The organism is Krasilnikovia sp. M28-CT-15, from assembly GCF_047159595.1.
GTDB lineage: Bacteria > Actinomycetota > Actinomycetes > Mycobacteriales > Micromonosporaceae > Actinoplanes.
The window spans coordinates 4,682,145-4,704,541 of the sequence record NZ_BAAGAK010000001.1 but is presented as its reverse complement, the minus strand read 5'-3'; the positions used below and the strand labels follow the sequence as shown (position 1 = coordinate 4,704,541).

The 22,397-nt window shown below is 68.7% G+C and carries 15 protein-coding genes; 11 read left to right on the top strand and 4 right to left on the bottom strand.

From position 1 onward, the window contains the following. Nucleotides 1-53: 53 nt before the first annotated feature. Nucleotides 54-1,631: a methyl-accepting chemotaxis protein gene (locus ACMCNO_RS21405; protein ID WP_412751238.1), complete on the bottom strand. Its 1,578-nt coding sequence runs from the start codon at nt 1,629-1,631 to the stop codon at nt 54-56. 305 nt (nt 1,632-1,936) lie between these two features. Here ACMCNO_RS21405 and ACMCNO_RS21400 point away from each other — a divergent pair, with 305 nt between their 5' ends. From ACMCNO_RS21400 to ACMCNO_RS21370, 7 genes are all read left to right on the top strand, one after another. Next, entirely contained in the window at nt 1,937-2,590 is a 654-nt protein-coding gene (locus ACMCNO_RS21400) for a VOC family protein (protein ID WP_412751237.1), read from the top strand. A 63-nt stretch (nt 2,591-2,653) separates the two neighbouring features. Then, nucleotides 2,654-3,592 carry an NAD(P)-dependent oxidoreductase gene (locus tag ACMCNO_RS21395; RefSeq protein ID WP_412751236.1) on the top strand — a complete coding sequence of 313 codons (939 nt, stop codon included), beginning with the start codon at nt 2,654-2,656 and terminating at the stop codon, nt 3,590-3,592. Nucleotides 3,593-3,767: 175 nt separating this feature from the next. After that, the gene (locus tag ACMCNO_RS21390; RefSeq protein ID WP_412751235.1) at nt 3,768-6,596 is read left to right on the top strand and encodes a lectin; all 2,829 of its coding nucleotides are present in this window, start codon (nt 3,768-3,770) and stop codon (nt 6,594-6,596) included. A gap of 65 nt (nt 6,597-6,661) precedes the next feature. Further along, on the top strand, nt 6,662-8,650 hold the full coding sequence (locus tag ACMCNO_RS21385; protein ID WP_412751234.1) for a beta-L-arabinofuranosidase domain-containing protein: 1,989 nt from the start codon (nt 6,662-6,664) through the stop codon (nt 8,648-8,650). A gap of 82 nt (nt 8,651-8,732) precedes the next feature. Continuing rightward, the gene (locus tag ACMCNO_RS21380; RefSeq protein ID WP_412751233.1) at nt 8,733-9,152 is read left to right on the top strand and encodes a peptidase inhibitor family I36 protein; all 420 of its coding nucleotides are present in this window, start codon (nt 8,733-8,735) and stop codon (nt 9,150-9,152) included. A 104-nt stretch (nt 9,153-9,256) separates the two neighbouring features. Then, nucleotides 9,257-10,084 carry a hypothetical protein gene (locus ACMCNO_RS21375; protein ID WP_412751232.1) on the top strand — a complete coding sequence of 276 codons (828 nt, stop codon included), beginning with the start codon at nt 9,257-9,259 and terminating at the stop codon, nt 10,082-10,084. An 87-nt stretch (nt 10,085-10,171) separates the two neighbouring features. Then, on the top strand, nt 10,172-10,900 hold the full coding sequence (locus ACMCNO_RS21370) for a lysozyme (RefSeq protein WP_412751231.1): 729 nt from the start codon (nt 10,172-10,174) through the stop codon (nt 10,898-10,900). 116 nt (nt 10,901-11,016) lie between these two features. Here the strand turns inward: ACMCNO_RS21370 and ACMCNO_RS21365 are convergent, their stop codons facing one another. Continuing rightward, nucleotides 11,017-14,028: a BTAD domain-containing putative transcriptional regulator gene (locus ACMCNO_RS21365; protein WP_412751230.1), complete on the bottom strand. Its 3,012-nt coding sequence runs from the start codon at nt 14,026-14,028 to the stop codon at nt 11,017-11,019. Nucleotides 14,029-14,254: 226 nt separating this feature from the next. Here ACMCNO_RS21365 and ACMCNO_RS21360 point away from each other — a divergent pair, with 226 nt between their 5' ends. Beyond that, nucleotides 14,255-14,731 carry a GNAT family N-acetyltransferase gene (locus ACMCNO_RS21360; RefSeq protein ID WP_412751229.1) on the top strand — a complete coding sequence of 159 codons (477 nt, stop codon included), beginning with the start codon at nt 14,255-14,257 and terminating at the stop codon, nt 14,729-14,731. Nucleotides 14,732-15,010: 279 nt separating this feature from the next. Further along, nucleotides 15,011-15,844, top strand: coding sequence for a hypothetical protein (locus tag ACMCNO_RS21355; RefSeq protein ID WP_412751228.1), 834 nt, complete (start codon nt 15,011-15,013; stop codon nt 15,842-15,844). 112 nt (nt 15,845-15,956) lie between these two features. On the opposite strand, the gene ACMCNO_RS21350 is transcribed toward ACMCNO_RS21355, so the two are convergent. Further along, nucleotides 15,957-17,333 carry a serine hydrolase domain-containing protein gene (locus tag ACMCNO_RS21350; protein WP_412751227.1) on the bottom strand — a complete coding sequence of 459 codons (1,377 nt, stop codon included), beginning with the start codon at nt 17,331-17,333 and terminating at the stop codon, nt 15,957-15,959. Between the two features lie 283 nt (nt 17,334-17,616). Here ACMCNO_RS21350 and ACMCNO_RS21345 point away from each other — a divergent pair, with 283 nt between their 5' ends. Together ACMCNO_RS21345 and ACMCNO_RS21340 are read left to right on the top strand one after the other, a co-directional pair. Further along, nucleotides 17,617-18,411 carry an isocitrate lyase/PEP mutase family protein gene (locus ACMCNO_RS21345; protein ID WP_412751226.1) on the top strand — a complete coding sequence of 265 codons (795 nt, stop codon included), beginning with the start codon at nt 17,617-17,619 and terminating at the stop codon, nt 18,409-18,411. A 20-nt stretch (nt 18,412-18,431) separates the two neighbouring features. Next, entirely contained in the window at nt 18,432-19,265 is an 834-nt protein-coding gene (locus tag ACMCNO_RS21340) for a PIG-L family deacetylase (protein ID WP_412751225.1), read from the top strand. A gap of 229 nt (nt 19,266-19,494) precedes the next feature. Here the strand turns inward: ACMCNO_RS21340 and ACMCNO_RS21335 are convergent, their stop codons facing one another. Continuing rightward, nucleotides 19,495-22,353, bottom strand: a complete 2,859-nt coding sequence (locus ACMCNO_RS21335; protein ID WP_412751224.1) for an Ig-like domain-containing protein — start codon at nt 22,351-22,353, stop codon at nt 19,495-19,497. Nucleotides 22,354-22,397 lie beyond the last annotated feature (44 nt).

The following is a 22,397-nucleotide window of genomic DNA, read 5'->3' as shown; positions in this document are numbered from 1 at the left end:
CGCCTACGCGCGCTGCGGATTCTCAACTGGTCGGTCAGGTCCCGTTCTGCCGACTACACCGTGAACTGGCCGACCAGAGCCCGCAGGTCGTCGGCGAGGCCGGACAGCTCGTTCGCGGTCTGGCGGGATTCCCCGACCCCCAGGTAGGTGTCCTGGGCGGCCTTGGCCACTCCCGTGATGGTGTCGGTGATGTTGGCAGCGCCGGTGGCGGCTTCGGCGACGTTGCGGCCGATCTCGCTGGTGGTGGCGGTCTGTTCCTCCACCGCGGAGGCGATGGTGTTCGAGTAGGCGCTGATCCGTTCGATGACATGCGTGATCTCACCGATCGCCGCGACCGCGGCACCGGTGTCCGTTTGGATGACCTTGATCCGGCTGGAGATCTCGTCGGTGGCCTTGGCGGTCTCCTGAGCCAGGTCCTTGACCTCGGAGGCGACCACCGCAAAACCCTTACCGGCCTCGCCCGCACGGGCGGCCTCGATGGTGGCGTTGAGTGCCAGCAGGTTGGTCTGCGCGGCAATCGAGGTGATCACCTTGACGATGTCGCCGATCTCGGCGGATGAGGTGCCGAGCTTGTCCATGGTGCTGTTGGCGGCCTGGGCGACCGAGACGGCATCGTGGGCGATGCCAGCGGCGTCCGTGGCGCTGCCGGCGATCTCCCGGATGCTGGCGGTCATCTGTTCGACGGCGGCGGCAACCGTGTCGACGTTCGCCGAGACCTGCCCGGCCGCGGCCGACACCGTGTCGGCCCGGTCGCTGGTGTGCTCGGCGGTGCCGGCGATCTGGGTGCTGGCGGTGGCCATCCGCTGGGCGGATCCGGCCAGGGTCTCGCTGCTGCCGCTGATCTGCCCGACGGTGGCGCGCAGGGTGCCGCAGGCGCGGTGCAGTTCGGCGGTCATCTGCCCGACCTCGTCGCGGCTGTCCGCTTCGGCGGTGCGGGTCAGGTCGCCGTCCGCGATGGCGCGGATCGCCGTCGACAAGGTGCGTACCCGGCGTGCCAGGCTGCGGGCCACCAGCAGACCGAACACGCCGGCCAGCAACAGGCCGACGGCGAGGACGGCGATGGTGATCGTACGGGCGGTGATGTACCGCTGGTTGGCGCTGGCGTCGTCCGCGGTGGCCTCGCCGTTCTCTGCCGCGATCAGCGCGTTCAGCTGGGTCATGGTCTCCTGGACGGCTGGAACCAGCGCGGTGTCGCGGATCCGCTCCACCTCCTGACCCTGCTTGCTGGCCGGGATGAAGCTGGTGTCCCGTGCGGTGCGGTAACGCTGCCAGGCCGCTTCCAGGCGGTCCAGCAGGGCGGGGTCCACGGTGATCTTCCGGTAGGCCAGTACGTCCTGCTGGAACGTCGCGTCGGCGGCCTTGATCTCTTGTTCGTAGCGGGCCTTGTTCTCCGGCGAGCTGGACAGTGCGTGATTGAGCACCGTGGCTCGCATGGTGCCGATGTCCACGGCGATCTTTTCCAGGGCCTGGCCGGGGATGACACTGCCGGTGTACAGCTCGTGGACGGCGCCGCTCAGCCGCGACATCTGTACCGTCGCGAAACTCCCGACCCCGGCGCCCACCACGGCCAGTACGACCACGACAAGCATGATCTTGGTGTACAGGCGGCGGTCGCGTATCCAGCGCGTCACCGCTCCGGGCCGCTTGCGGGCTGTCGATGTTTCGGCAGTCATTGCCATCGCCTGGACTTTCAACCGGGGCAGGGGGGGTGTCCTCGATTGCATCGGGTGGCCTGGCCCCGACCTTGATGAGCTGCGACCAACGTCGCATCGCCGCGATGGCGATCATGGCCGAGCGCACCCCGCGCAGAGTCAGTAACGTCACTACAAGTGCCAAGCCGAGGCTGGTGAGTTCTCCGTGAACGCATCAGTACCCGCCCGACGCGCCTGGCGCACAGGCATCGTCGGTTCCCTGCGACAGACAGGAGGATGAGCGGATGACGACGTACACCGGCAAAGAGATCGCCGAGCAGGGCCTGGACGGATGGGTGTACCTGCCCGGCGGCCTGCAGACCCGCATCGTCACCCCGGACTTCGCGGCGGGCGTCAAGCTCGTCGCCGCGATCGGCGCGGTGACCGCCGCAGAGCCGCACCACCCTGACGTGGATCTTCGTTCCGCTCACGTCGATGTCCGTCTGACCTGCTACGACACCAAGGGAGTGACCGACCGGGACATCCGGCTGGCGCGGATGGTTTCCGCCGTCGCGGCTGACGCCGGCCTGACCACCGCCCGCACCGGCGTCTCCCGGCTCGAGCTGGCGCTGGACAGCCCCCAATACACGGCGGTGCGCCCGTTCTGGGCGGCCGTGCTCGCCGGGGAGCCGGACGACAACGAGGTGCGCGACCCGGCCGACGTGTTACCGGCGATGTGGTTCCAGAAATCCGGGAGCGAGGAGCCCCGGCAACGCTGGCACCCCGACGTATGGCTGGACCCGTCCGACGTCCAGCCCCGGATCGACGCCGCTCTGGCCGCCGGGGGGACGCTGGTCAGCGCAGCGGAGGCGCCGAGCTTCTGGGTGCTCGCCGACCCGGAAGGAAACAAGGTCTGCCTCTGCACCTGGCAGGACCGGGGCGACCTGGTGGATTTCTGACGCTGGAGCGCAACCCCGCATCCTCGTCCCTGACCTCCTCCCGGTCTGGCACAGTGACCTGCCATGAAGCTCCTGTTGCCCGACAGCATCGACCTCGACCTGCGGTTGCCCGACGACGTGCACGCGGTCCGCTACGCGATCGCCCGGCCGGTCCCGGACGCCGACGTCGATGCGGAGGTCCTGGTGGTCTGGGGCAACGAGGCCGCGCAGGTACGGGACGCGGCGCGGCGGCTGACCCGAGTCCGGTGGGTGCAGACGCTCGCGGCCGGACCGGACGTGGTGCTGCAGGCGGGTTTCGCGCCGGACGTGGTCGTGACCGGCGGACGTGGCCTGCACGACCACACGGTCGCGGAGCACACTCTCGCTCTCACGCTGGCCGCTGCGCGTCGCGTCCACCTGCTGGCGCGGGCGCAGGTCGGGCACCGGTGGGCCGGTGAATGGGGCGGCCTGCAGCCGGTGCACGAGGCGGACAGCTTCCGTACCCTGCGTGGCGCCCGGGTGGTGATCTGGGGCTTCGGCGGCATCGCAGGCACGCTGGCGCCGCTGCTCGCGGCACTGGGCGCACACGTCACCGGTGTGGCGCGCAGCCCGGGACGGCGAGAGGGATTCGACGTCGTCGCGGCCGCCGACCTGCCGGTGTTGCTGCCGCGCACCGACGTACTGATCATGATCCTGCCGGCCACGCCGGAAACGTCGCGGGCGCTCGACGCGGACCTGCTCGCGCTGCTGCCGGTCCACGCGTGGCTGGTCAACGTCGGACGGGGCAGCACCGTCGACGCCGACGCGGTCCTGACCGCGATCCGGGCCGGACGCCTCGGCGGGGCGGCGCTGGACGTGTTCGACACGGAGCCGTTGGCGCCGGACTCGGCGCTGTGGGACGAGCCGAACATCATCATCTCGCCGCACGCGGCGGGCGGACGGCCGATCGGCGCCGCGCAGCGGGTGACCGAGAACCTGGCCGCCTTCCGAGCGGGACGTCCCATGCGCGATGTCGTGCGGTGACCGCCTGAGCTGACTCGGCGCTGGAGGGGCCCACCCCGGTCCCACCCTACATTGACGTATATCTATTGCAGGATTACCTTCACGGGAGTGACAACGTTGTCACCTGACGGGTTTCCCCATCGATCCCCATCAGATCGGTACCCCCCGGCAGACCGATCCTCGAGGAGGCGGATCCATGATTCCCCTGCCCGCAGATGTGCCGTGGCCCGGCAAACGGGGCGCGCACCTCACCCGTCGCCCGCTTGCCGTGTTCCTCTCAGCCGGAATCGGCATGGTCCTCGTGGGAGCATCCGCGGCCCCTGGCCTGGCCACACCGGCGACGGGTCGTGGCGCGGCGAGCAGCGGCGCAGCGCTGGTTTCCGCACCGGCCACCCTGGTCAACCCGTTCATCGGTACGTCGAACGACGCCAACGACTTCCCCGGCGCCGACGTGCCGTTCGGCATGGTGCAGTGGAGCCCGGACACACCCTCGCGGCCGTCCGGCGGTGGCTACGAGTACGGCGACTCGTCGATCACCGGTTTCAGCCTCACGCACATCGCCGGGCCGGGCTGCGGCGCGGCCGGTGACGTTCCGGTGCTGCCCACCGTGGGTACGGTCAACAACTCGGCCACCGATGCCTTCTCGCACGCCAACGAGTCAGCGTCGGCCGGCTCGTACAAGGTCGCGCTCGACAATCAGGTGACGACCGAACTGACCGCCACGACCCGCAGCGGCATGGCGCGTTTCACCTTCCCGTCGACCACCCAGGCCAACCTGATTTTCAAGCTGGCGGGCAGTCAGAACGGCGCGCGCGACACGCAGTTCACCGTGGTCTCGAACACCGAGGTGAGTGGCCAGGTCACCTCGGGGAATTTCTGTGGCGCGGGCAACTCGTACACGATGTACTTCGACATGGTCTTCGACCGTGCCTTCACCGGTCAGGGCGCCACCGCGGCCACCGGCGCCACGAGTACGGCGCCGAGCCCCGGCCCGCGGGCGTCCAAGAACGCGGCGGAGACGCCCAACAAACCCCGGCTGCACGGCGCGATGCCGAAGGTTGCGGCCCCCAAGGCCATCTCGGCGGACGCTGTCTCCGCCGCACACGTCACCTTCGACACCACCTCCACTCGCGTGGTGCTGGCCAAGGTCGGCGTCTCCTACGTGTCGGTCGCGGGAGCGGTCGCCAACCGTACGGCCGAAAATGCCTCCTGGAACTTCGACGGCACCCGGGATGCCGCCCAGAGGGCTTGGAACTCCGTGCTCGGCCGGGTGCAGATCGCCGGCGGCACCACGGACCAGCAGACCATCTTCTACACCGCGCTTTACCATTCGCTGCTGCATCCCAACGTCATCAGCGACGCGAACGGCCAGTACTCCGGCTTTGACGGTAGGACGCACACCGTCGACCCCGGCCACAGCGCCGCGTACGCCAACTACTCCGGCTGGGACGTCTACCGTTCCCAGGCCCAGCTCGAAGCCCTGGTGGCACCACAGGTCGCCTCCGACACGGCGCAATCCATGATCGACGACTACGCGCAAACCGGCATCCTGCCCAAGTGGTCGGAGAACAACGGCGAGTCGTACGTGATGGTCGGCGACCCCGCCGACGCCATCATCGCCGACTACTACGCCTTCGGCGCCCGCGACTTCGACACCACGACCGCACTGGCTGACATGGTGAAGCAGGCGAGCACCACCAACAACGCCCGGCCCGGCCTGAACTACCTGAGCACGCTCGGCTACGAACCCCACAACGGCACATACGGCTGCTGCAACTTCTACGGTCCCGTGGCCACCACCTTGGAATACAACACCGCCGACTTCGCCATCTCCGCCTTCGCCGGCGCCCTCGGCGACACCTCGAACCAGCAGAAATTCGCCGACCGCGCGCAGGGCTGGCGCAACGTTCTCCACCCGGCCTCCGGCTTCGTGCAGCCCCGCAACGCCGACGGCAGCTGGGTGAACGACTTCGACCCCACCAGTGGTGACGACATGGTCGAGGCCGACTCGTGGATCTACACCGGCATGGTCCCGTTCAACGTGGCCGGACTGGCCCGTGCCAAGGGCGGCAACACCGTGATGAACCACTATCTCGACACCGTGCTGCGTAGCTACACCGGTGACAACGGCTACGCCTGGGTCGGCAACGAGCCCAGCATCGAGCTGCCCTGGGAGTACGACTACACCGGGCAGCCGTACAAAACGCAGGGCACCGTACGGTCCATCCAGGACGCCATCTGGTCCAACACCCCCAGCGGCCTGGCCGACGGCAACGACGACCTCGGCGAGATGAGTTCGTGGTATGTGTGGTCCGCGCTCGGCATGTATCCGATGACCCCGGGAACATCCGACCTCGCGCTCGGTTCACCACTGTTCACCCAGGCCGTGATCACCCTGCCTTCCGGCAACACCCTGACGATCAACGGCAACGGCGCGGCGGACAACGCCCCCTACGTGCAGTCCGCCACCTGGAACGGCGCGGCATGGAACAACGCCTACGCGCCCACCACCGCCATCACCTCCGGAGGCACCCTCACCTACACACTCGGCACCACTGCCAACACCTCGTGGGCCACCTCGGCGACAGCCGCTCCGCCCTCCTACGGCGGCAGTGTCGCCGCGCCGGCCCGACCGCGGGCCGGGGTCATCACCTCCGGCGCGGGCGCGAACCTCTGCGTCGATGCCGCCCAGTCCGGCACTGCGAACGGCACCGCGGTGCAGATCTGGGGCTGCAACAACACCTACGCCCAGGACTGGACGGTCGCCGGGGACGGCACACTGCGCGCCCTCGGCAAGTGCCTCGACGTTTCCAACAGCGGCACCACCGATGGCACCAAGGTCCAACTGTGGGGATGCAACGGCACCGGCGCTCAGAAATGGTCCGCCGGCGCCAACGGCTCTCTGGTGAACCCGCAGTCCGGCAAGTGCCTGGACGACCCGAATTCGTCCACCACCGATGGCGCCCGGCTGCAGATCTACACCTGCAACGGCAGCGCCGCACAGAACTGGACACTGCCGAGCTGACAGGTCAGCGTCGACGCCTGGCGCCGTTCGTCACTGTTCATCCGGTTCACATGCAGGAGGTTCCCGTGGATCGTCGTGCCCTTCTGACCTCAGCGGCGGCCGTGGCCGTGGTGGCACCCTTCCTTGGCGGTGCAGCGGCGCAAGCCGACGCATCCGGTTACGTGACCAACCGGGCGCCGCTGCAACCGGAGGCGTTCATCAAGCTGGCGCCGGGGGCGACGAAGGCCGGCGGGTGGCTCGCGACGCAGCTGAACGACCAGCTGAACGGGCTCAACGGCAGGATGGTCGAGGTTTCGCATTTCCTGCAGTACGACCACACGGGCTGGATCAACCCTGACCTGGCCGGCTGGGAGGAGCTGCCGTACTGGCTCAAGGGATATTCGAGCCTGGGTTACGTCACCGGCGATGCCACCACGCAGGCGCAGACCGCGAGATGGGTCAGCGGCATCCTGGCGACGCAGGCGAGCGACGGCTACTTCGGACCGGCCGGCCTGCGTACGAGCCTGAACGGCGATCCGGACTTCTGGCCGCACATGCCGATGCTGCACGCGCTGCGCACGTACGGCGAATTCACCGGCGACTCGAGGATCGTTCCCGCGTTCACGAGGTTCTTCCGGTTCATGAGCGCGCAGGCCGCGAGCGCGTTCAGCCAGGGCTGGGGCGCGCAGCGCTGGGCCGACACGCTCGAGGTCGTGTACTGGACCTACAACCGGACCGGTGACGGCTTCCTGCTCGATCTGGCCCGGAAGATCCACGCCAATTCGGCCAACTACCTCAACAATCTGCCGACGCTGCACAACGTGAACCTGGCACAGGGCTTCCGCGAGCCGGCGGTGTACTCGGTGCTCAGCGGCGACGCGTCGCACCGGCAGGCGACGTACCACGACTACCGCACCATCATGGAAACGTATGGCCAGTTCAGCGGCGGCGGCTTCGCCGGCGACGAGAACGCGCGTCCCGGCTTCGGCGACCCGCGGCAGGGCTTCGAGACGTGCGGGATCGTCGAGTTCATGGCGAGTCACGAGATCCTGACGCGGATCACGGGCGACCCGGTGTGGGGCGACCGCACGGAGGACCTGGCGTTCAACTCGCTGCCGGCGGCGCTGGACCCGCGGCAGAAGGGCGTCCACTACATCACCAGCGCGAACGGCATCGCGTTGCTGGACCGGCCGGGGCGCGCAGGCCAGTTCCAGAACTCGTTCGCGATGCAGGCGTACATGCCGGGCATCGACAATTACCGGTGTTGCCCGCACAACTACGGCATGGGCTGGCCGTACTACGTCGAGGAGATGTGGGTCGCGACGCCCGACGGTGGGCTCGCGGCGACGCTGCATGGACCGGCGACGGTGACGGCGAGGGTGGCCGGTGGTACCACCGTCTCGATCCAGGCGGACACGGTGTACCCGTTCGGGGACACGATCACGTACACGGTGACGACGCCGAAACCGCTGGCGTTCCCGGTGTATCTGCGCGTGCCGGGGTGGTGTGCGAGCCCGCGTCTCACGGTGAACGGCGCGGCGGTGAGCGTGCCGGCCGGTCCGGCGTACGCAAAGGTGAGCCGGACCTGGGCGGACGGTGACAGGATCGTCCTCAAGCTGCCGATGCAGGTGACGACGCGGACCTGGGCCGCGAACCACGGGCCCGTGTCGGTGAGCTTCGGCGCACTGACGTTCTCGCTGGCGATGACCGAGAACTGGTCACAGACGGGCGGCACGGCGACGTGGCCGACGAGCGAGGTGCGGCCCGGCTCGGCCTGGAACTACGGGCTCGACGGCGCGACGCAGTTCTCGGTGACGACCGGGCTGGGTGACGCGAACGACCCCTTCACCGTGGCGAACGCGCCGATCCGGATCACCACCCTGGCTCGGAGGATTCCTGGCTGGCGGCCGGACGCGGACACGATCGTGACGACGTTGCCGGACAGCCCGACGCCGTCGGGTGAGCCGGTCGAGCAGATCACGCTGATCCCGATGGGTGCCGCCCGGCTGCGGATCACGTCGTTCCCGAAGATCGGCGCGGGCACCCCGTGGCGCCGACGACTAAGGCGCGAATAAGCGAATCTTCAGCGGTGTTCGCCAGGGTGGAGCCGAATTCGAGAGCAATCTCGATGCCGCTCACCGTTGAGGAGAAGCCGTCATGAAGAGAATGTTCGCCATGCTGATGGGTACGGCGGCGCTGGTGCTGTCCGCGCCGGCCGCTCCGGCGGTCGCCAACGCCGACGGCCCGGTCCGGGCCGTCGTGGCCGACCCCCACGGCTGCCCGAAAGGGAACTTCTGCTTCTGGGCCAACCCGAACTTCCACGACGGCCCGGGCAAGGTGACGGACGACAACGAGGACTTCCGCCAGCTTCGCCACAGCACATGTCGCACGGCGACCTGGGACAACTGCATCAGCTCGATCGTCAACAACGGCAGGTACTGCACCGTCTACATGTTTTCCGGACTCAACTACGGGGGCTCCTGGCACAGCCTGGGCGTCGGCGACGAGAAGTCCGATCTGAGCCAATGGACCTTCAACGACGCCATCAGCTCCAACCGGTGGTGCGAGCGCCCGTGATGTGGTCGCGACCCTGGCGGCTGGGGTGCCTCAGTCTGGTCACCGCGGTCGGGTTGACCGGTTGCGCGCACGCGCGCCCGGTCAGCCGGCCGGCCGAACCGCCGGTGATTCTCGACGCCTCGGCGGTCGACCTGGTGACGCATTCGGGTAGCTGGCCGGTCACCGAGCAACTCCTGACCGATGCGCTCAACCGGCTCACCGAGTCGTGTCTGGCCGGCCAGGGTTTCCGCCGCCCGCGGTTTCCGGCGGCATCGCGGCCGGTCGCCCCCGAAAACGAGTGGGCCGTCATCGACCTGCCCCAACGCCGCACGACCGGCTACGGCATCGCCCATCATCCCGGCCAGGACAACCGGTCGACCTCCACGGAGCCACCGGATCCGTATGTCGACAGTCTGCCCGCGCCGGAACAGCGCCGCTACGCCATGGCGTTGCTGGGCTCACCCGACAAGACCCGCACGGTGACCCTGCCGGGTGGCGCCCAGGTGCGGGTGCGGGACGAGGGATGTGTCCCGGCCGGCCGCCGACAACTCGCCGGCGACGTGACGGCCTTCGCCCGCATGACCTACCTCCCGGAAGAGCTGGGCAACCGGCTGACCGACCAGGCCGTGACCACGCCGGAGTACCTTGCGGCGCTGGCCACCTGGCGCTCGTGCATGGCGGCCGGTTCCTTGCGGTACGACAGTTCCGAGCAGGCCCAGAAGATGCTGCGCGGCGAGCCGAACCACGACACCGCGCAGTTCCGGCGACGCGAGATCACCGTCGCGGTGGCCGACGGCAGGTGCGCCGCCGACGCCCACCTTGTCGCGGCGTCCCTGGTGGCGCGGCGTCGGCTGGCACTGGCGATGCCCGCAGGCGATCGGGCCGGTCTCGCCGACGCGGCTCGTCAACGGGACGCCGCCGTCGACCGCGCCAGGACGGTCCTGCAGGGCTGAGCCGGCGCCGCCACGACGCGTGCAGCGCCTTCGACCATCGAGCCGCCGATTCGATGGAACCGATTCCTATCCGAAGGGAAACAACCAGTGTTTCAGCATGTCCGCCGCGCGGCCGTGACCGCCGGACTCGTCCTGCTCACCGCCCTGGCCACCCTGCCAGGCAACACCACCGCGGCCAGTGCGGTGGCCGCCCCGCTCAAGGGCCTGGACGTCTCCTCCTACCAAGGGAACGTCAACTGGGACGCGGTCAAGGCCAACGGCGCCACCTTCGCGTACGTGAAAGCCACCGAAGGAACCACCTACACGAGCCCGACCTTTGCGCAGCAGTACAACGGTTCCTACCGGGTCGGCCTCATCCGCGGCGCCTACCATTTCGCGCTGCCCGACCGGTCGTCCGGCCGCACGCAGGCGGACTACTTCATCGGTCACGGCGGTGGCTGGTCGCGCGACGGTAAGACGCTTCCCGGCGCCCTCGACATCGAATACAACCCGTACGGTGCCCGCTGCTACGGGCTGAGCCAGTCCGCGATGGTCAGCTGGATCTCGTCGTTCATCAACCAGTACCACGCCCGCACCGGCCGCTGGGCGGTGATCTACACGACCACCGACTGGTGGACGAGCTGCACCGGCAACTACTCGGGCTTCGCCGCCAACGATCCGCTGTGGATCGCCAACTACAACGGCACGGCCAACCCGCTCCCGCGCGGCTGGTCCGTCTACACGTTCCATCAGTACGCCTCATCCGGCACGTTCCCCGGCGACCAGGACAAGTTCAACGGCGACGCGAGCAGGCTCAGGGCACTGGCAAACGGCTGACATGCGAAACGGGGGTGGCGGAGGGCCCGGTCCTGCGGGGCGGGTCCTCCGGTCGATGATCGCGGACGGGTTCCGCACGGCCACGGGCCGGCTCCATCCCGGCCAGAAGGCGAAGATCAGTACGGTACGGTCGAGCGTCGCACGGACGACGGGCTCGCGTCGATGCCGCATCCTGTTCGCAGGGTCCGCGCTTGGTTCCGCGCCTGGGCCGCCGCGCCGTGGTCGCCACCCTGTTCGTGTACCAGGGCCAGCACCTCCAACGTGTCGGCGCACCAGTAGGGCGACTGGATTCGCTGCCAGGTGGCCAGCGCGGTCAGCGCGCACTCCCGCGCTTGATCGAGTCGCCCGGCGGCCAGGTGGGCTCGCGCCAGGGTACGCAGTGTCGACGCTTCACCGAAGCGGTTGCCCATGGACCGGAACACCGACAGACACCATGCCAGCAGTGGCTGCGCCTCGTCCTGGCGACCCTGATCGAGCCAGACGTCGCCGAGCCACTCGGCGGCGTGCGCGTCGAACAGGACGTTGTCGAGCTGCTTGGCGACGTCCCGGGCCCGCTCGTAGTAGCCGGCCGCGGCGCGCGCCTGCCCGCTGACGCGACGCACGTGGCCGAGGCCGCGCAGCGCCGTGGCCACGCCGGGGAGGTAGTCGATGGCGGTGCTGCGGGTCAGGGCTTCCTCGAAGCACAGCCGGGCGATCGGGAGGGCGCCGCGTTCCAGGTACACGGCGCCGCATCCGTTGACGGCGTAGGCGACGCCGCGCGGGTTGCCCAGGTCCTCGGCGAGTAACCGGCCCTGCTCGAAGCAGGACAACGCCTGGTCGTACCGGCCCAGCAGGCGGCACACGTAGCCGAGACCGGCCAGTGCGGCAGCACGGTATGCCGGTTCGCCCGCGGCCGCCGCTTCCGCCAGCGCCTCCTCGAACGAGGTCGCGGCCAGATCGTACCGGTCCTGAATGGTGTGCAGCTCACCCAGGTTCCGCAGCAATGCGGCGGTGATGGTGTGCCGGCCACCGTGGATTCGCACGGCGGCCAGAGCGCGTTCGTGGGTACGCCGCCAGTCGTCGAAGGAGCTACGCGCCTCGAACAGCCGGGCGAGCGCGGCGGCGAGTTCACCGGCCAGTTCGTGTGCACCGTGCTCGATCGTATGATCCACGATGGAGCTGACGGCCGCGCGTTCGCCGTCGAACCAGGCCAGCGGGTCACTGATCAGGGTTGCCGCGGCGTGGTCCGGCAGGGCCCAGCCGCGGCTCGAGTAGTCGACCAGTCCCAGGAAGTCGCTGCCGAGGTCGCCGCCGCACCGGCTCGCGAGGTGGAGGTACGCCGAACCGACCCGGCGTACCGCGGCGTCGCGCGCCGCAGCGCTGTCCTCGCGGTCGGCGCGCTCCCGTGCGTACAGTCGAACAAGGTCGTGAAACTGGTAGCGTGACTCGCCCACGGCCTCCAGCAGGTGCACGTCGACGAGGCTTTCGACGGCCCGCTCGGCCTCGTCCACCTCGAGCTCGAGCAGCGCGGCGGCCACCCATGCGGGGAAGCTCTCCACGTCCAGCAGGCCCAGCCCGCGGAACACCGCCGCCCGCCGTTCGTCCAGGCCCTGGTAGCTCAGGGCCAGGCTGGCGCGCACGGCCAGGTCTCCAGCCGCCAGCTCGTCGAGCCGGCCGCGCTGGTCGCGCAGCCGCTGGGCGAGCCGGGCGAGCCGCCAGTTCGGCCGCGCGGTGAGCCGGGCCGCGGCGATGCGCACCGCCAGGGGCAGGCGGCCGCAGACCGCGATGATGGCCTCGGCGGAGTCGGGCTCGGCCGCCACCCGGTGGGCACCGACGCCGCTGCCGAGCAGGGCCAGTGCCTGGTCGCGCGACAGCACGCCGAGCGGAACCCGGTGCCCGGTGAGGCCGGCCAGGCAGTCGCGGCTGGTCGCGAGCACGCCAAAGCCTGCGCCGGCGGGAAGCAGCGGCCGCACCTGGCTCTCGTCGGCGGCGTCGTCCAGCAGCACCAGCACGCGACGGCGGGCCGTCAACGTGCGGTAAGCCACCACCCGTTCATCGAGCCGGTGCGGTACCGCTGTCGGGGCCAGGCCGAGAACCCGCAGAAACGAGCCGAGCACGTCGTACGGGCTGGCCGGTTGCGGATGGGCACCACGCAGCTCGGCGAAGAGCTGCCCGTCGGGGTACCGGTCCTCGACGAGGTGGGCGAGGTGCACCGCGAACGCCGTCTTGCCGGCCCCCGGCTGGCCGGTGACCAGGGTGACCGACGGGCCGGTGCCGGCCAACGCGGACGCCGCCGCGTCCAGTTCAGACTCGCGGCCGACCAGCCACGGCACGTCGGGTGGTAGCTGCCGCGGTGGCCGCGACCGCCCGCCCGGCGCGGGGCGCAGCACGCGCTCGGCCAGCTGGGACGGCGGCAGCCCGGACAGGATCGCCTCCTCCATCGCCCGCAGCGGAGCGCCGGGCTCGATGCCCAGCTCCGCGACCAGGACGCGCCGCCCCTCGCGGTACGCGGCCAACGCCTCGGCGGGGCGCCCGGCCTGGTAAAGCGCCAGCATGATGCGCAGCCGGAAACCCTCGTGCAGCGGGTCCTCGGCCACCAGCGCGGTCAGCTGCGGCAGGAGCTCGGGGTGCCGCCCAAGGCGAAGGTCGACGTCGATGCATCGTTGGCGGGCGGCGAGGTGCGACTCCGCCAGCTCGGCCGCGGCTGCCGCGACGAACGGCAGGTCCAGCCCGTGCAACGGGCTGCCGCGCCAGATCGCCAGTGCCTCGTGCAGGCGGGCGGACGCCTCTTCCAGTCGCCCCTTCGCCATGGCGAGCTCCGCGCCGGACACGGCGTCCTCGAAGTCGTCGAGGTCCCGGCTGCCGGGGGGCAGGTCGAGCTGATAGCCGCCGCCCCGGGTGAGCAGTGCCGGTCCACCGCCGTGGTCGGCGAGAGCCCGGCGCAGCCCGGACACGTACACCTGGACCTGGTTTCGGACGCCGGTGGGCGGGCTGTCACCCCACAGCGCGTCCACGATCCGGTCCGTCGACACCGCCCGCCCGGGCTGCAGCGCCATCAGCGCCAGCAGGCCGCTGGGCTTCGGGCCGCCGAGTGGCACCGCCACGTCGCCGTCGCACACTTCGAACGGGCCCAACAGGTGGATACGCACGCAGTCCCCCCGGCGCTCAACCGCATCGGACACATCGGGACAAGTATCGCCCAAGCATAGGCACGCCCGTCGATGGGTCGGGTTTTATGTCCCTGTGCAGTGGCGCCGCGGGTGCCCGGACTCACAGATGAGCATTGCCGACCCGATGGCCACGTTGCAGGCGCAGAGTCGGGTCCAGGCCGCCGATGCGGCTGGCTATGAACCAGCGCAGACCCAGAGGAGAATCTTGACCACTCAGCACCAGGATCGGACCGGTCGTGTCGTCGCTCTGTCGGAGATCACCGAGGAGAACTGGCGGGACGTCGCCGACGTGGCGCCCACCGACGACCAGCGGAGGTTCGTCGCGGCGCTCGGCGCCCGATACCTTCTGCTCTCGATGCGCGGGGACCTGTGGAACTCGCTCGCCGTGCTCGCGGACGACAAGGTCGTCGGACACGTGATGTGGGCATTCGACACGGATGACGGCAGCCACTGGATCGGCGGCATGATCGTCGATGCGCCGGAGCAGGGCAAGGGCGTCGGCAGAGCCGCTCTGCTGGCCGTCGTCGACTACCTGAGCGCGCTGCCAGGTGCGAAGGAGGTCCGGCTCGCCTACCACCCGGAGAACGTCGTGGCGGCCGCCCTCTACGAGACGGTCGGCTTCGAGGACACCGGCGACCGGGAGGACGACGACATCGTGGTCGGCCACCCGCTCGTCGGTTGAGTTGAGTGCCGAGCGCAGCGCCTGCTGGAACCCAGATCCGGGATAGGCCGGCACGGGGCGGCCAGCCGAAGCTCACAAGGTTGGGAGTCTCGCCAGACTCAAGCCGGTGTCGGCCCCGTCGATGGGGGATGTGGTACGCCTGGATCGGGGATCCAGGCGCTCCGTGCTGTCTCATCGGTGATCGAGACTGTGCGGGTGCGGACCACTGAGCTTCGAGGCTGAGTAGGAAGAACCGTGAGACTTGCTGCACCCCGTTCGGTGCGCGCGATCGTCCGAATCTTGACGTCGTCGTCGGTGATGGCGGCGAGCATCGGCTTCGGGCTGGTGGCTGCCGAGCCGGCGATGGCGTCGCCGATGCCGCGTAAGGGCACCGTCATGGTGGGCGGGGATGTGAGCTGGCCGAACTGCTCCCCGGACCACGGCGGACTGCCGAGGCGGATCCCGAAGGGGTACCCGATGCCGAAGGCGGGTTCGCGCTTCATCAGCATCGGCCTGACCAACGGGCCGGCGGGGTACGTGAACCCGTGCATCGTCGACCAGGTGAAGTGGGCCAAGGATCGGCACCTGTGGACGACGGCGTATGCGTTCACCACACTGCCGAACGCGAGGCAGCGCAACTCCTACGGCCGGACGGGGCCATGGACGTCGAGGTCGATGTACTGGACGGAGCGCAACGCGGCATACAAGCAGGCGTTGCTGAACCTCTCCACGATGAAGCAGGTCGGGTTGCGGACGCCGATCGTGTGGCTGGACATCGAGACCGAGCCGTACCTGGAGAAGTGGGGCAAGAACATCAAGCAGCACCGTGCCGTGATCAACGCTGCGATCCTGGCGTACAGGCGCGCCGGGTACCGGATCGGCTTCTACTCCAGCGACTATGAGTGGGCGAAGCTGACCGGCTCCTGGCAGCGGCCGGAGCCGGTCATCGTGACGGTGGGTCGGCGCGGTAAGGCGGCGGCGCTGCGCAAGTGCCCGAACAGGACCTATAGCGGTGGCAGGGCGGTACTGACCCAATGGTTTGACAAGACGCGTGACTACGACGCGACGTGTCCGGGCATCACGGGTGACGCCAAGCACGCGAGCCAGGTGCGAAGGTACTTCTCCTCGAACTGAGTTTCTCCTCGAACTGAGGCCGGATTGGTCCCCGAGCCGGGCGCCGCCTTGTTCGCGGGCTCCGAAGGGGCTGCCGCTGCCGCTGCCGCGGTCCGGTTCCGGACCGCGGGTGTCAGAGTCCGCTGGCGATGACGTTGGCCACCTCGGCCCGCATAGGGTCGGGGTTCGCCCAGCTCCAGTTCGGATGGGCGCGGTTGGTCAGCAACGCGAGCACCAGCTTCTTCTCCGGGTGCACCAGCAGTGACGTACCGGTGAAACCGGTGTGCCCGAAGGTCCTCGGCGTCGAGAGCCGGCCCATGAACCAGGGTTGGCGCAGTGTCACGCCGAGTCCGTGGTCGCTGGGGCGGCCCGGCCGATCCGGGTCTACGACGGGCAGCCCCTTGTTGTGGTTGGTGAGCATCTCGCGCACGATCGCGGTGGACAACACGCGCCGGCCGCCGTAAACGCCACCACCGAGCAGCATCTGGCCGATGATGGCGACCTCGCGGGCGGTACCGAAGATGCCGGCGCTGCCGATGATCCCGCCCATCTGGTTGGCCACGTCGTCGTGGACCACACCGCGAAGCAGACCGCGAGAGCTGCGGGCGTCGGTGGCGACCAGGCGAGCGGACCGCTCGGCGTTGCTCAGCCACTTCAGCGGGGTGAACCCCGTCGCATGCAGCCCCAACGGCCCGGTGATGCCGGCCTTGAGGGCCGCGTCAAGGTGGCTTCCGGTGACCTTCTCGACGATTTGGGCCGCGACCATCAGTCCCACGCTGGAGTACCGGAACGTGGCTCCCGGAACCGCGCCTCTGACCAGGGGAGTGGACAGCACGGCGGCGCGCTTGGCGGCGAGCGACGCAAGGCCCTTGACGGTCGCGCCAACCCGCAGACCACTGGTGTGGGTAAGCAGCATGCGCACCGTGACCGCCGACTTGCCGGCACCGGTGAACCCCGGCAGATACTTGACGACCGGCGCATCCAGATCAACCCGGCCTCGGTCCACCTGCTGCAACAGCAGGATCGACGTGTAGACCTTCGTCAACGACGCCAGATCGAAGATGGAGTCGGTGCGCATCGCCACCCGTCGTGCTGGTGGCAGCTCCTTCGGACCGGCGCCGTAGCGCAGAGCATGGCCGACAGCGACGCTGGCGGTCACGGTGTTGTTGACCATGACTACAGCGACCGCTCCGGCGTAGGTCGGGTGTTTCGGATTTGCCGCCGTCGGCTTGAGGTACTTCCTGAGGACGGCCCTGAGCGGCGCCGCGTACGGCACGGCCGCCGCAGACAGAGCCCGCACCGGCGTGGGGTCGGCCAGCGGGGGAGGCGCAGGTACGGGAGCCGACCCGGCGCCGACGGCGGAGGTGGTCTCGCCGCCGTCGGCCCAGGAACCACCACCGGGGTCGCACCCGGCGACCGCTGCGGCGATGGTGGCGAAACCGGTAGCCAGTACGCTACGGCGAGTCATTGGCACAGGCACGATCATGCCAAGGTGCTGGTCGTCCGGCAATCAGGCGGCAGTTCGAGGGTGTGTCGTATCCGGGCGATGGTCGATCCTCCGTATCACCGGGGCTTGGTCACCGAATGGGAATCCTCAGACCAATGCAACATGATCACGCGACAGTCCGTTGGTGGTGAAGTCCTGGGTGAAAGCCGAGCGCACCGCGGCCCGGACTTCCGGATGTCCGCTCACCGTCCTGTGTGGTCCAGACGATGACGTGCTCTGGGACCCTCCGGTCCGCCGCGGTTGAGGGTGACCGTGGTCTGTGCGACAGGGGGTACGATCGGTCGGCATGATCGAGGATGCTCGTGGTGCGTTCCGTCGGCTGCATGAGGCGGGCACGTTTGTGTTACCGAACCCATGGGATGTGCCTTCGGCGCGGTTGCTGGAATGCCTGGGATTTTCGGCTCTGGCCACCACGAGTTCCGGGTTCGCCGCTTCGCTCGGGCGCGCCGACCAACGAACCACCCGTGATGAGCTGGTCGCCCACGTCGCCACGCTGACCGCGGCCGTGCAGGTCCCGGTGTCCGTGGATGCCGAGCGCGGATACGCGGAGGACCCAGCCGGCGTCGCCGACACCGTCCGGATGCTCGCGGAGGCCGGCGCCAGCGGCGTGTCGATCGAGGACTACGATCCGGCGACCGGGCGCATCGACGCTGTCGAGGTTGCCGCCGAGCGAATTGCCGCGGCCGCGGGGGTGTGCGCTCGTCACGGCATGGTCCTCACGGGCCGCGCGGAGAACCATCTCTACGGGATCGGCGACCTTCGGGACACGATCGACCGCCTTGCCGCCTACCGGGACGCAGGCGCCGACTGCCTGTATGCCCCCGGGCTGACTGATCTCGCTGACATCACGAACGTGGTCCGCGAGGTCGGCGCCGCGGTGAACGTACTGGCGCTGCGGCACGGCCCAGGTGTCGCGCAACTCGCCGACGCCGGCGTGCGACGGGTCTCCACGGGAGGCAGCCTGGCCTGGGCGGCGTACGGGGCGCTCGTGGAAGCCGCGACGGAGCTGCGCGACAGCGGCACGAGCAGCTACCTCGACCGGGGGCTCTCCCGTACGCTGCGCGACTCGGCCTTCCACTGACTGCGGCGTAGGGTTTCGTCATGGTTGCCCGCTCCCTGACATTGATGGCCGTGCACGCGCATCCGGACGATGAGGCCACGAGCAGCGGCGGGGTTCTCGCCCGCTACGCAGCGGAGGGCATCACGACGGTCCTGGTCACCTGCACCGATGGCCGCTGCGGGGACGGACCGGGCGGGGTCAAACCCGGTGACCCCGGGCACGACCCACTGGCGGTGGCAGCGATGCGCCGCGTCGAGCTCGAGGCGAGCTGTGCCACGCTGAAGGTGACGCACCTGGAACGTCTCGAGTACGCGGACTCCGGAATGATGGGCTGGCCCACCAACGACGCGCCCGGCTCCTTCTGGCGCACCCCGGTCGCCGAGGCGGCGCAACGGCTCGCCGAGCTGATCCGGCGCTACGAGCCGGACGTCGTCGTCACGTACGACGAGAACGGCTTCTACGGTCACCCGGACCACATCCAAGCGCACCGCATCACCATGGAGGCGGTGGCGCTGACCGGCATCCCCGCGAAGCTGTACTGGACGACCGCGCCGCACTCGGGAATGGCCGCGTTCGGTGAGGTACTGCGCGAGTTCGGGGTCGGCTGGGAGGAGGCCGGGATCGAGGAGGACGACGGTCCGCCCGAGCTTGGCCTGCCCGACGAGGAGATCAGCACCTGGGTGGACACCCGGGCGTTCGGCGGACAGAAATACGACGCGCTGGCCGCGCACGCCAGCCAGAGCGAGAACCTGCTGTTCCTGCGGATGGGCAAGGAACGCTTCAACGACCTGATGGGCATCGAGACGTTCGTGCGCGTGCAGGACAGAACTGGTGCCCCACTACCCGAGGACGACCTGTTCGCAGGGCTGCGCTGAACTCAGTGCCGCGACCGCCGCCGCCGAGCCGGGCGCTGCGGCAGACCTCCCGTCGCGGCGGTCTGCCGCGCTGCGGCCGGATCGCTCCGCCCGCGTAGTGGGTCCAGGTTCAACTGTGTGGTGGAGCCAAACCTGGACCCACTGCCGCTCCTCGGGCGCCGAAACGCGACACCTTGGACATCCTCAGCAGGCCAACCTTGTCCTGGTACGGCCTCGGGCAGGGCCCTGGCTACATGTAGCGAGTGGTGATCACGAACCTGAACCGTGGCTTGGCGGCCCGGAAGGTCCCCGTCGTACTGGTGTTTCGGCTGGTGACGGTGCCCTTGCCTCGGTAGGTGTGGATCTTCTTTCCGTCCTTGACGGTAAGAACCGCCTTGTACCCACGGCCAACGCGTTTGACGTTCACGGTCACCCGGACACTGTGCCCGCTGCGTGTCTTCACGGTGACTGTACCGGTGATGGACCGGACGACGCCCTTGGTCCTGGTGGTGACGAGCCGACCGCCGGTCACAACACCGCTGATCGTGGTGTGGTGGCGGTCACTGACGACGAACAGGATCTGCTGTTTGGCTTTCCGCGGGGTGACCGTGAGCGTCACCTTTGCCGGGGTGGACTTGGCCTGTTGCGTGTCCAGGGCAACGTAGGCGAACGAATCCGTGCCGCTGTATCCGCGGGCGGGGGTGTAGGTGAACGATCCGTCAGCGGCGAGCGCAAGGGTTCCGTGTGCCGGTTTGGTGGCGACTGCGGTAGTCAGACGATCACCGTCGGGGTCGTTGTCGTTCCGCAGGACACCCGGCGCGGGAACCTTCAGCGTGGTGCCCGCCGCGACGGCGAACTTGTCCGCAGTGGCTGTCGGTGGCTGGTTGATGCTGCCGACGACTTCGACGCCGTCCATGTCCGTGGTCGGAATGCCGGAGGTTGCGTCACACAGGTCGCCGATCTGGTCACTGTCCTGATCTTCCTGGCCTGGGTTGAACGTAGCAGCGCAGTTGTCGACCTCGTCCTGGACACCGTCGCCGTCGTTGTCGACGAGGATGGGCGCGGTGGCTGTGCTGGACCTCCCGTTGCTGGCGGTGACCTCCATCGAGACCAGGCCGCGGTATGCGGCCGGATACGTGTAGGTGTAGCTCGGAGCGGTTGTGGTCGCGTCGACCGTGCCGTCGCTGTTGACATCCCAGGAGTAGGTCAGTGTGCCAGCCGCAGGGTCGAAGGATCCGGCGGCGCTGAACGCAACGGGTACCCCGACCGCCGCGTTGTAGCTGTCGCCGATAGTGGCGAACGGGGCGGCAAGCGACGTGGAGACGATGTTGTTGAGCGCATCCGCAATCTCCACATCGGAGAACGCATCGAGCGCTTGCCCGCCGGTTCCGGCCGCGACGGACGCCAGCTCGGCGTCGACATTCCCGACAACGTTGACGACGGCGGGATCGACGGCCAACGCGGCGTCGATGATATTCGACGCGGTCAGATTCGACACGGGCTCCGGGTCGTGAGCCGGTGCGTCAGTGAAGAGCACGATCTCTTTCTTGACCCCGGAACGCCAGGGCAGCTTGATCGCGGTATCCAGGCCCGAGTAGGCCGACTCGGGGTAGTCGCCGCCACCGTCCGCTTCGAGGTTGCCGATGGCCGCCTTCACGGCGTCGATGTCAGTGGTGAAGCCTTGGTCGAGGCGGGACGGATAGTCGACAGGATCGCCTGTGTAGTCGGGTTGGTCCCGGTAGGAGACGACGGCGATCCGATACGAGGACGTGCCGGCCGCGAGTTGGTCGACGACAGCCGTGACGTTCTGTTTCACCGTATCGATGGTGCCGCCCATCGAGCCGGTCGTGTCGATGACGAACACGAGGTCCAAGCTCTGTGCGGTGGCGATCGGCGATCGGGCGGCGCCGTCTCCGAAGTTCGTCTCAAGAATATTTGCGTACTGTTCGTGGCCATCGGGGTTGGGGTGGTACCAGGTGTCCCTGCTGATTGTGTTGAACGGCTCCACCAACCACGTTCCACCGTTCCCTCGGCCCACGCGCGGATTCGGTTGGTGGCCGTCGAACAGACTCAGGGCCTGTGGTAGGTACGTGACGAAGTCGGCCCCTACGGCGGTCTCGGCTCTCCTCACGGCGTCAGTTTGGACGTCGACGCCGCGGGCGCCGAGCGCACGAACGTGTTTGGCGGCGTCGTAGGTGTCGGTGACGCGGTGAAGATAGTCGTGTGACCTCAGGACGTAGTCGACCGGTCCAATCAGCTGTGGGTAGCCGAGCAGGACGACCTTCGCGTCCTTGCGCAGTCGGTTCGTGTACAGGTCGATCAGAATTTGCTCGATCCGGGTCTGGACGTTGTCGGATTTGGCGTCGTCCATCATGCTGATCGCGGCATTGACCTTCGCCCGGCAGTCGCCGGCATTACGGAGCCCGATGATGAAGCACTGCTTGACCAGGTCGCTGAAATGCAGGTCGTTGCCGCCGAAGGTGAAAAGGACGAGGTCGGTGCTCTGGTCAACAGCATCGCGCTGGGCGCGCAGTGCGGTGTTGCACTCGACGCTCCCTCCGGGGTCGACCCGCGCGATCGTCGTGGTTACTACCTCGTCGCCGGTGGGTGTGTGGCAGGCCAGGTATTCGCGGGAGTCACCGAGGTCACGAGGGTTCCAATACTGAGACGTGACGCCTCCGGAGCAAGCGCGGTCGTTGACCGTAACACTATGTCCTTGCGTACGTAGCCACTGAGCGTAGCGCTCGCTCCAGTTGTCTTTGCTGCGATAGCAGTCGTGCGGGCCGTAGTAGCCTCCCGCACCGTTGCCGGCCGAGTAGCTGTCGCCGATCACGACAATGTTGATGTGGCTTCCGGAAGCGGCGGCGCTCACGGGAAGGGTGGCGGCAGCCGATTGGAATTCCGCCGCGGATGCGGCCGCCGAGGTCGATTCGACGAAACCAGCGATTTCGCTGGGATCGCCCGTTGTTGCCCCGCCCAGATCTGTCACAGATGTTGTTGCGGCAGCTGATGCAATACCGCTGGCGTTGGCCGAGGATGCGCTGAGCACTGCTATCGACACCGCTGCGATGACAGCGGAAACGTGGGTAACCAACGGAGGAATCTTCACGGCCAGGCTCTCTCGGTTGCTGTGGGGTCCTTCATTTGCGATGG

Coding starts and splice junctions, on each gene's coding strand:
- ACMCNO_RS21400 (WP_412751237.1), top strand. CDS start 1,937: ATGACGACGTACACCGGCAAAGAGATCGCCGAGCAGGGCCTGGACGGA.
- ACMCNO_RS21395 (WP_412751236.1), top strand. CDS start 2,654: ATGAAGCTCCTGTTGCCCGACAGCATCGACCTCGACCTGCGGTTGCCC.
- ACMCNO_RS21390 (WP_412751235.1), top strand. CDS start 3,768: ATGATTCCCCTGCCCGCAGATGTGCCGTGGCCCGGCAAACGGGGCGCG.
- ACMCNO_RS21380 (WP_412751233.1), top strand. CDS start 8,733: ATGAAGAGAATGTTCGCCATGCTGATGGGTACGGCGGCGCTGGTGCTG.
- ACMCNO_RS21345 (WP_412751226.1), top strand. CDS start 17,617: ATGATCGAGGATGCTCGTGGTGCGTTCCGTCGGCTGCATGAGGCGGGC.
- ACMCNO_RS21340 (WP_412751225.1), top strand. CDS start 18,432: ATGGTTGCCCGCTCCCTGACATTGATGGCCGTGCACGCGCATCCGGAC.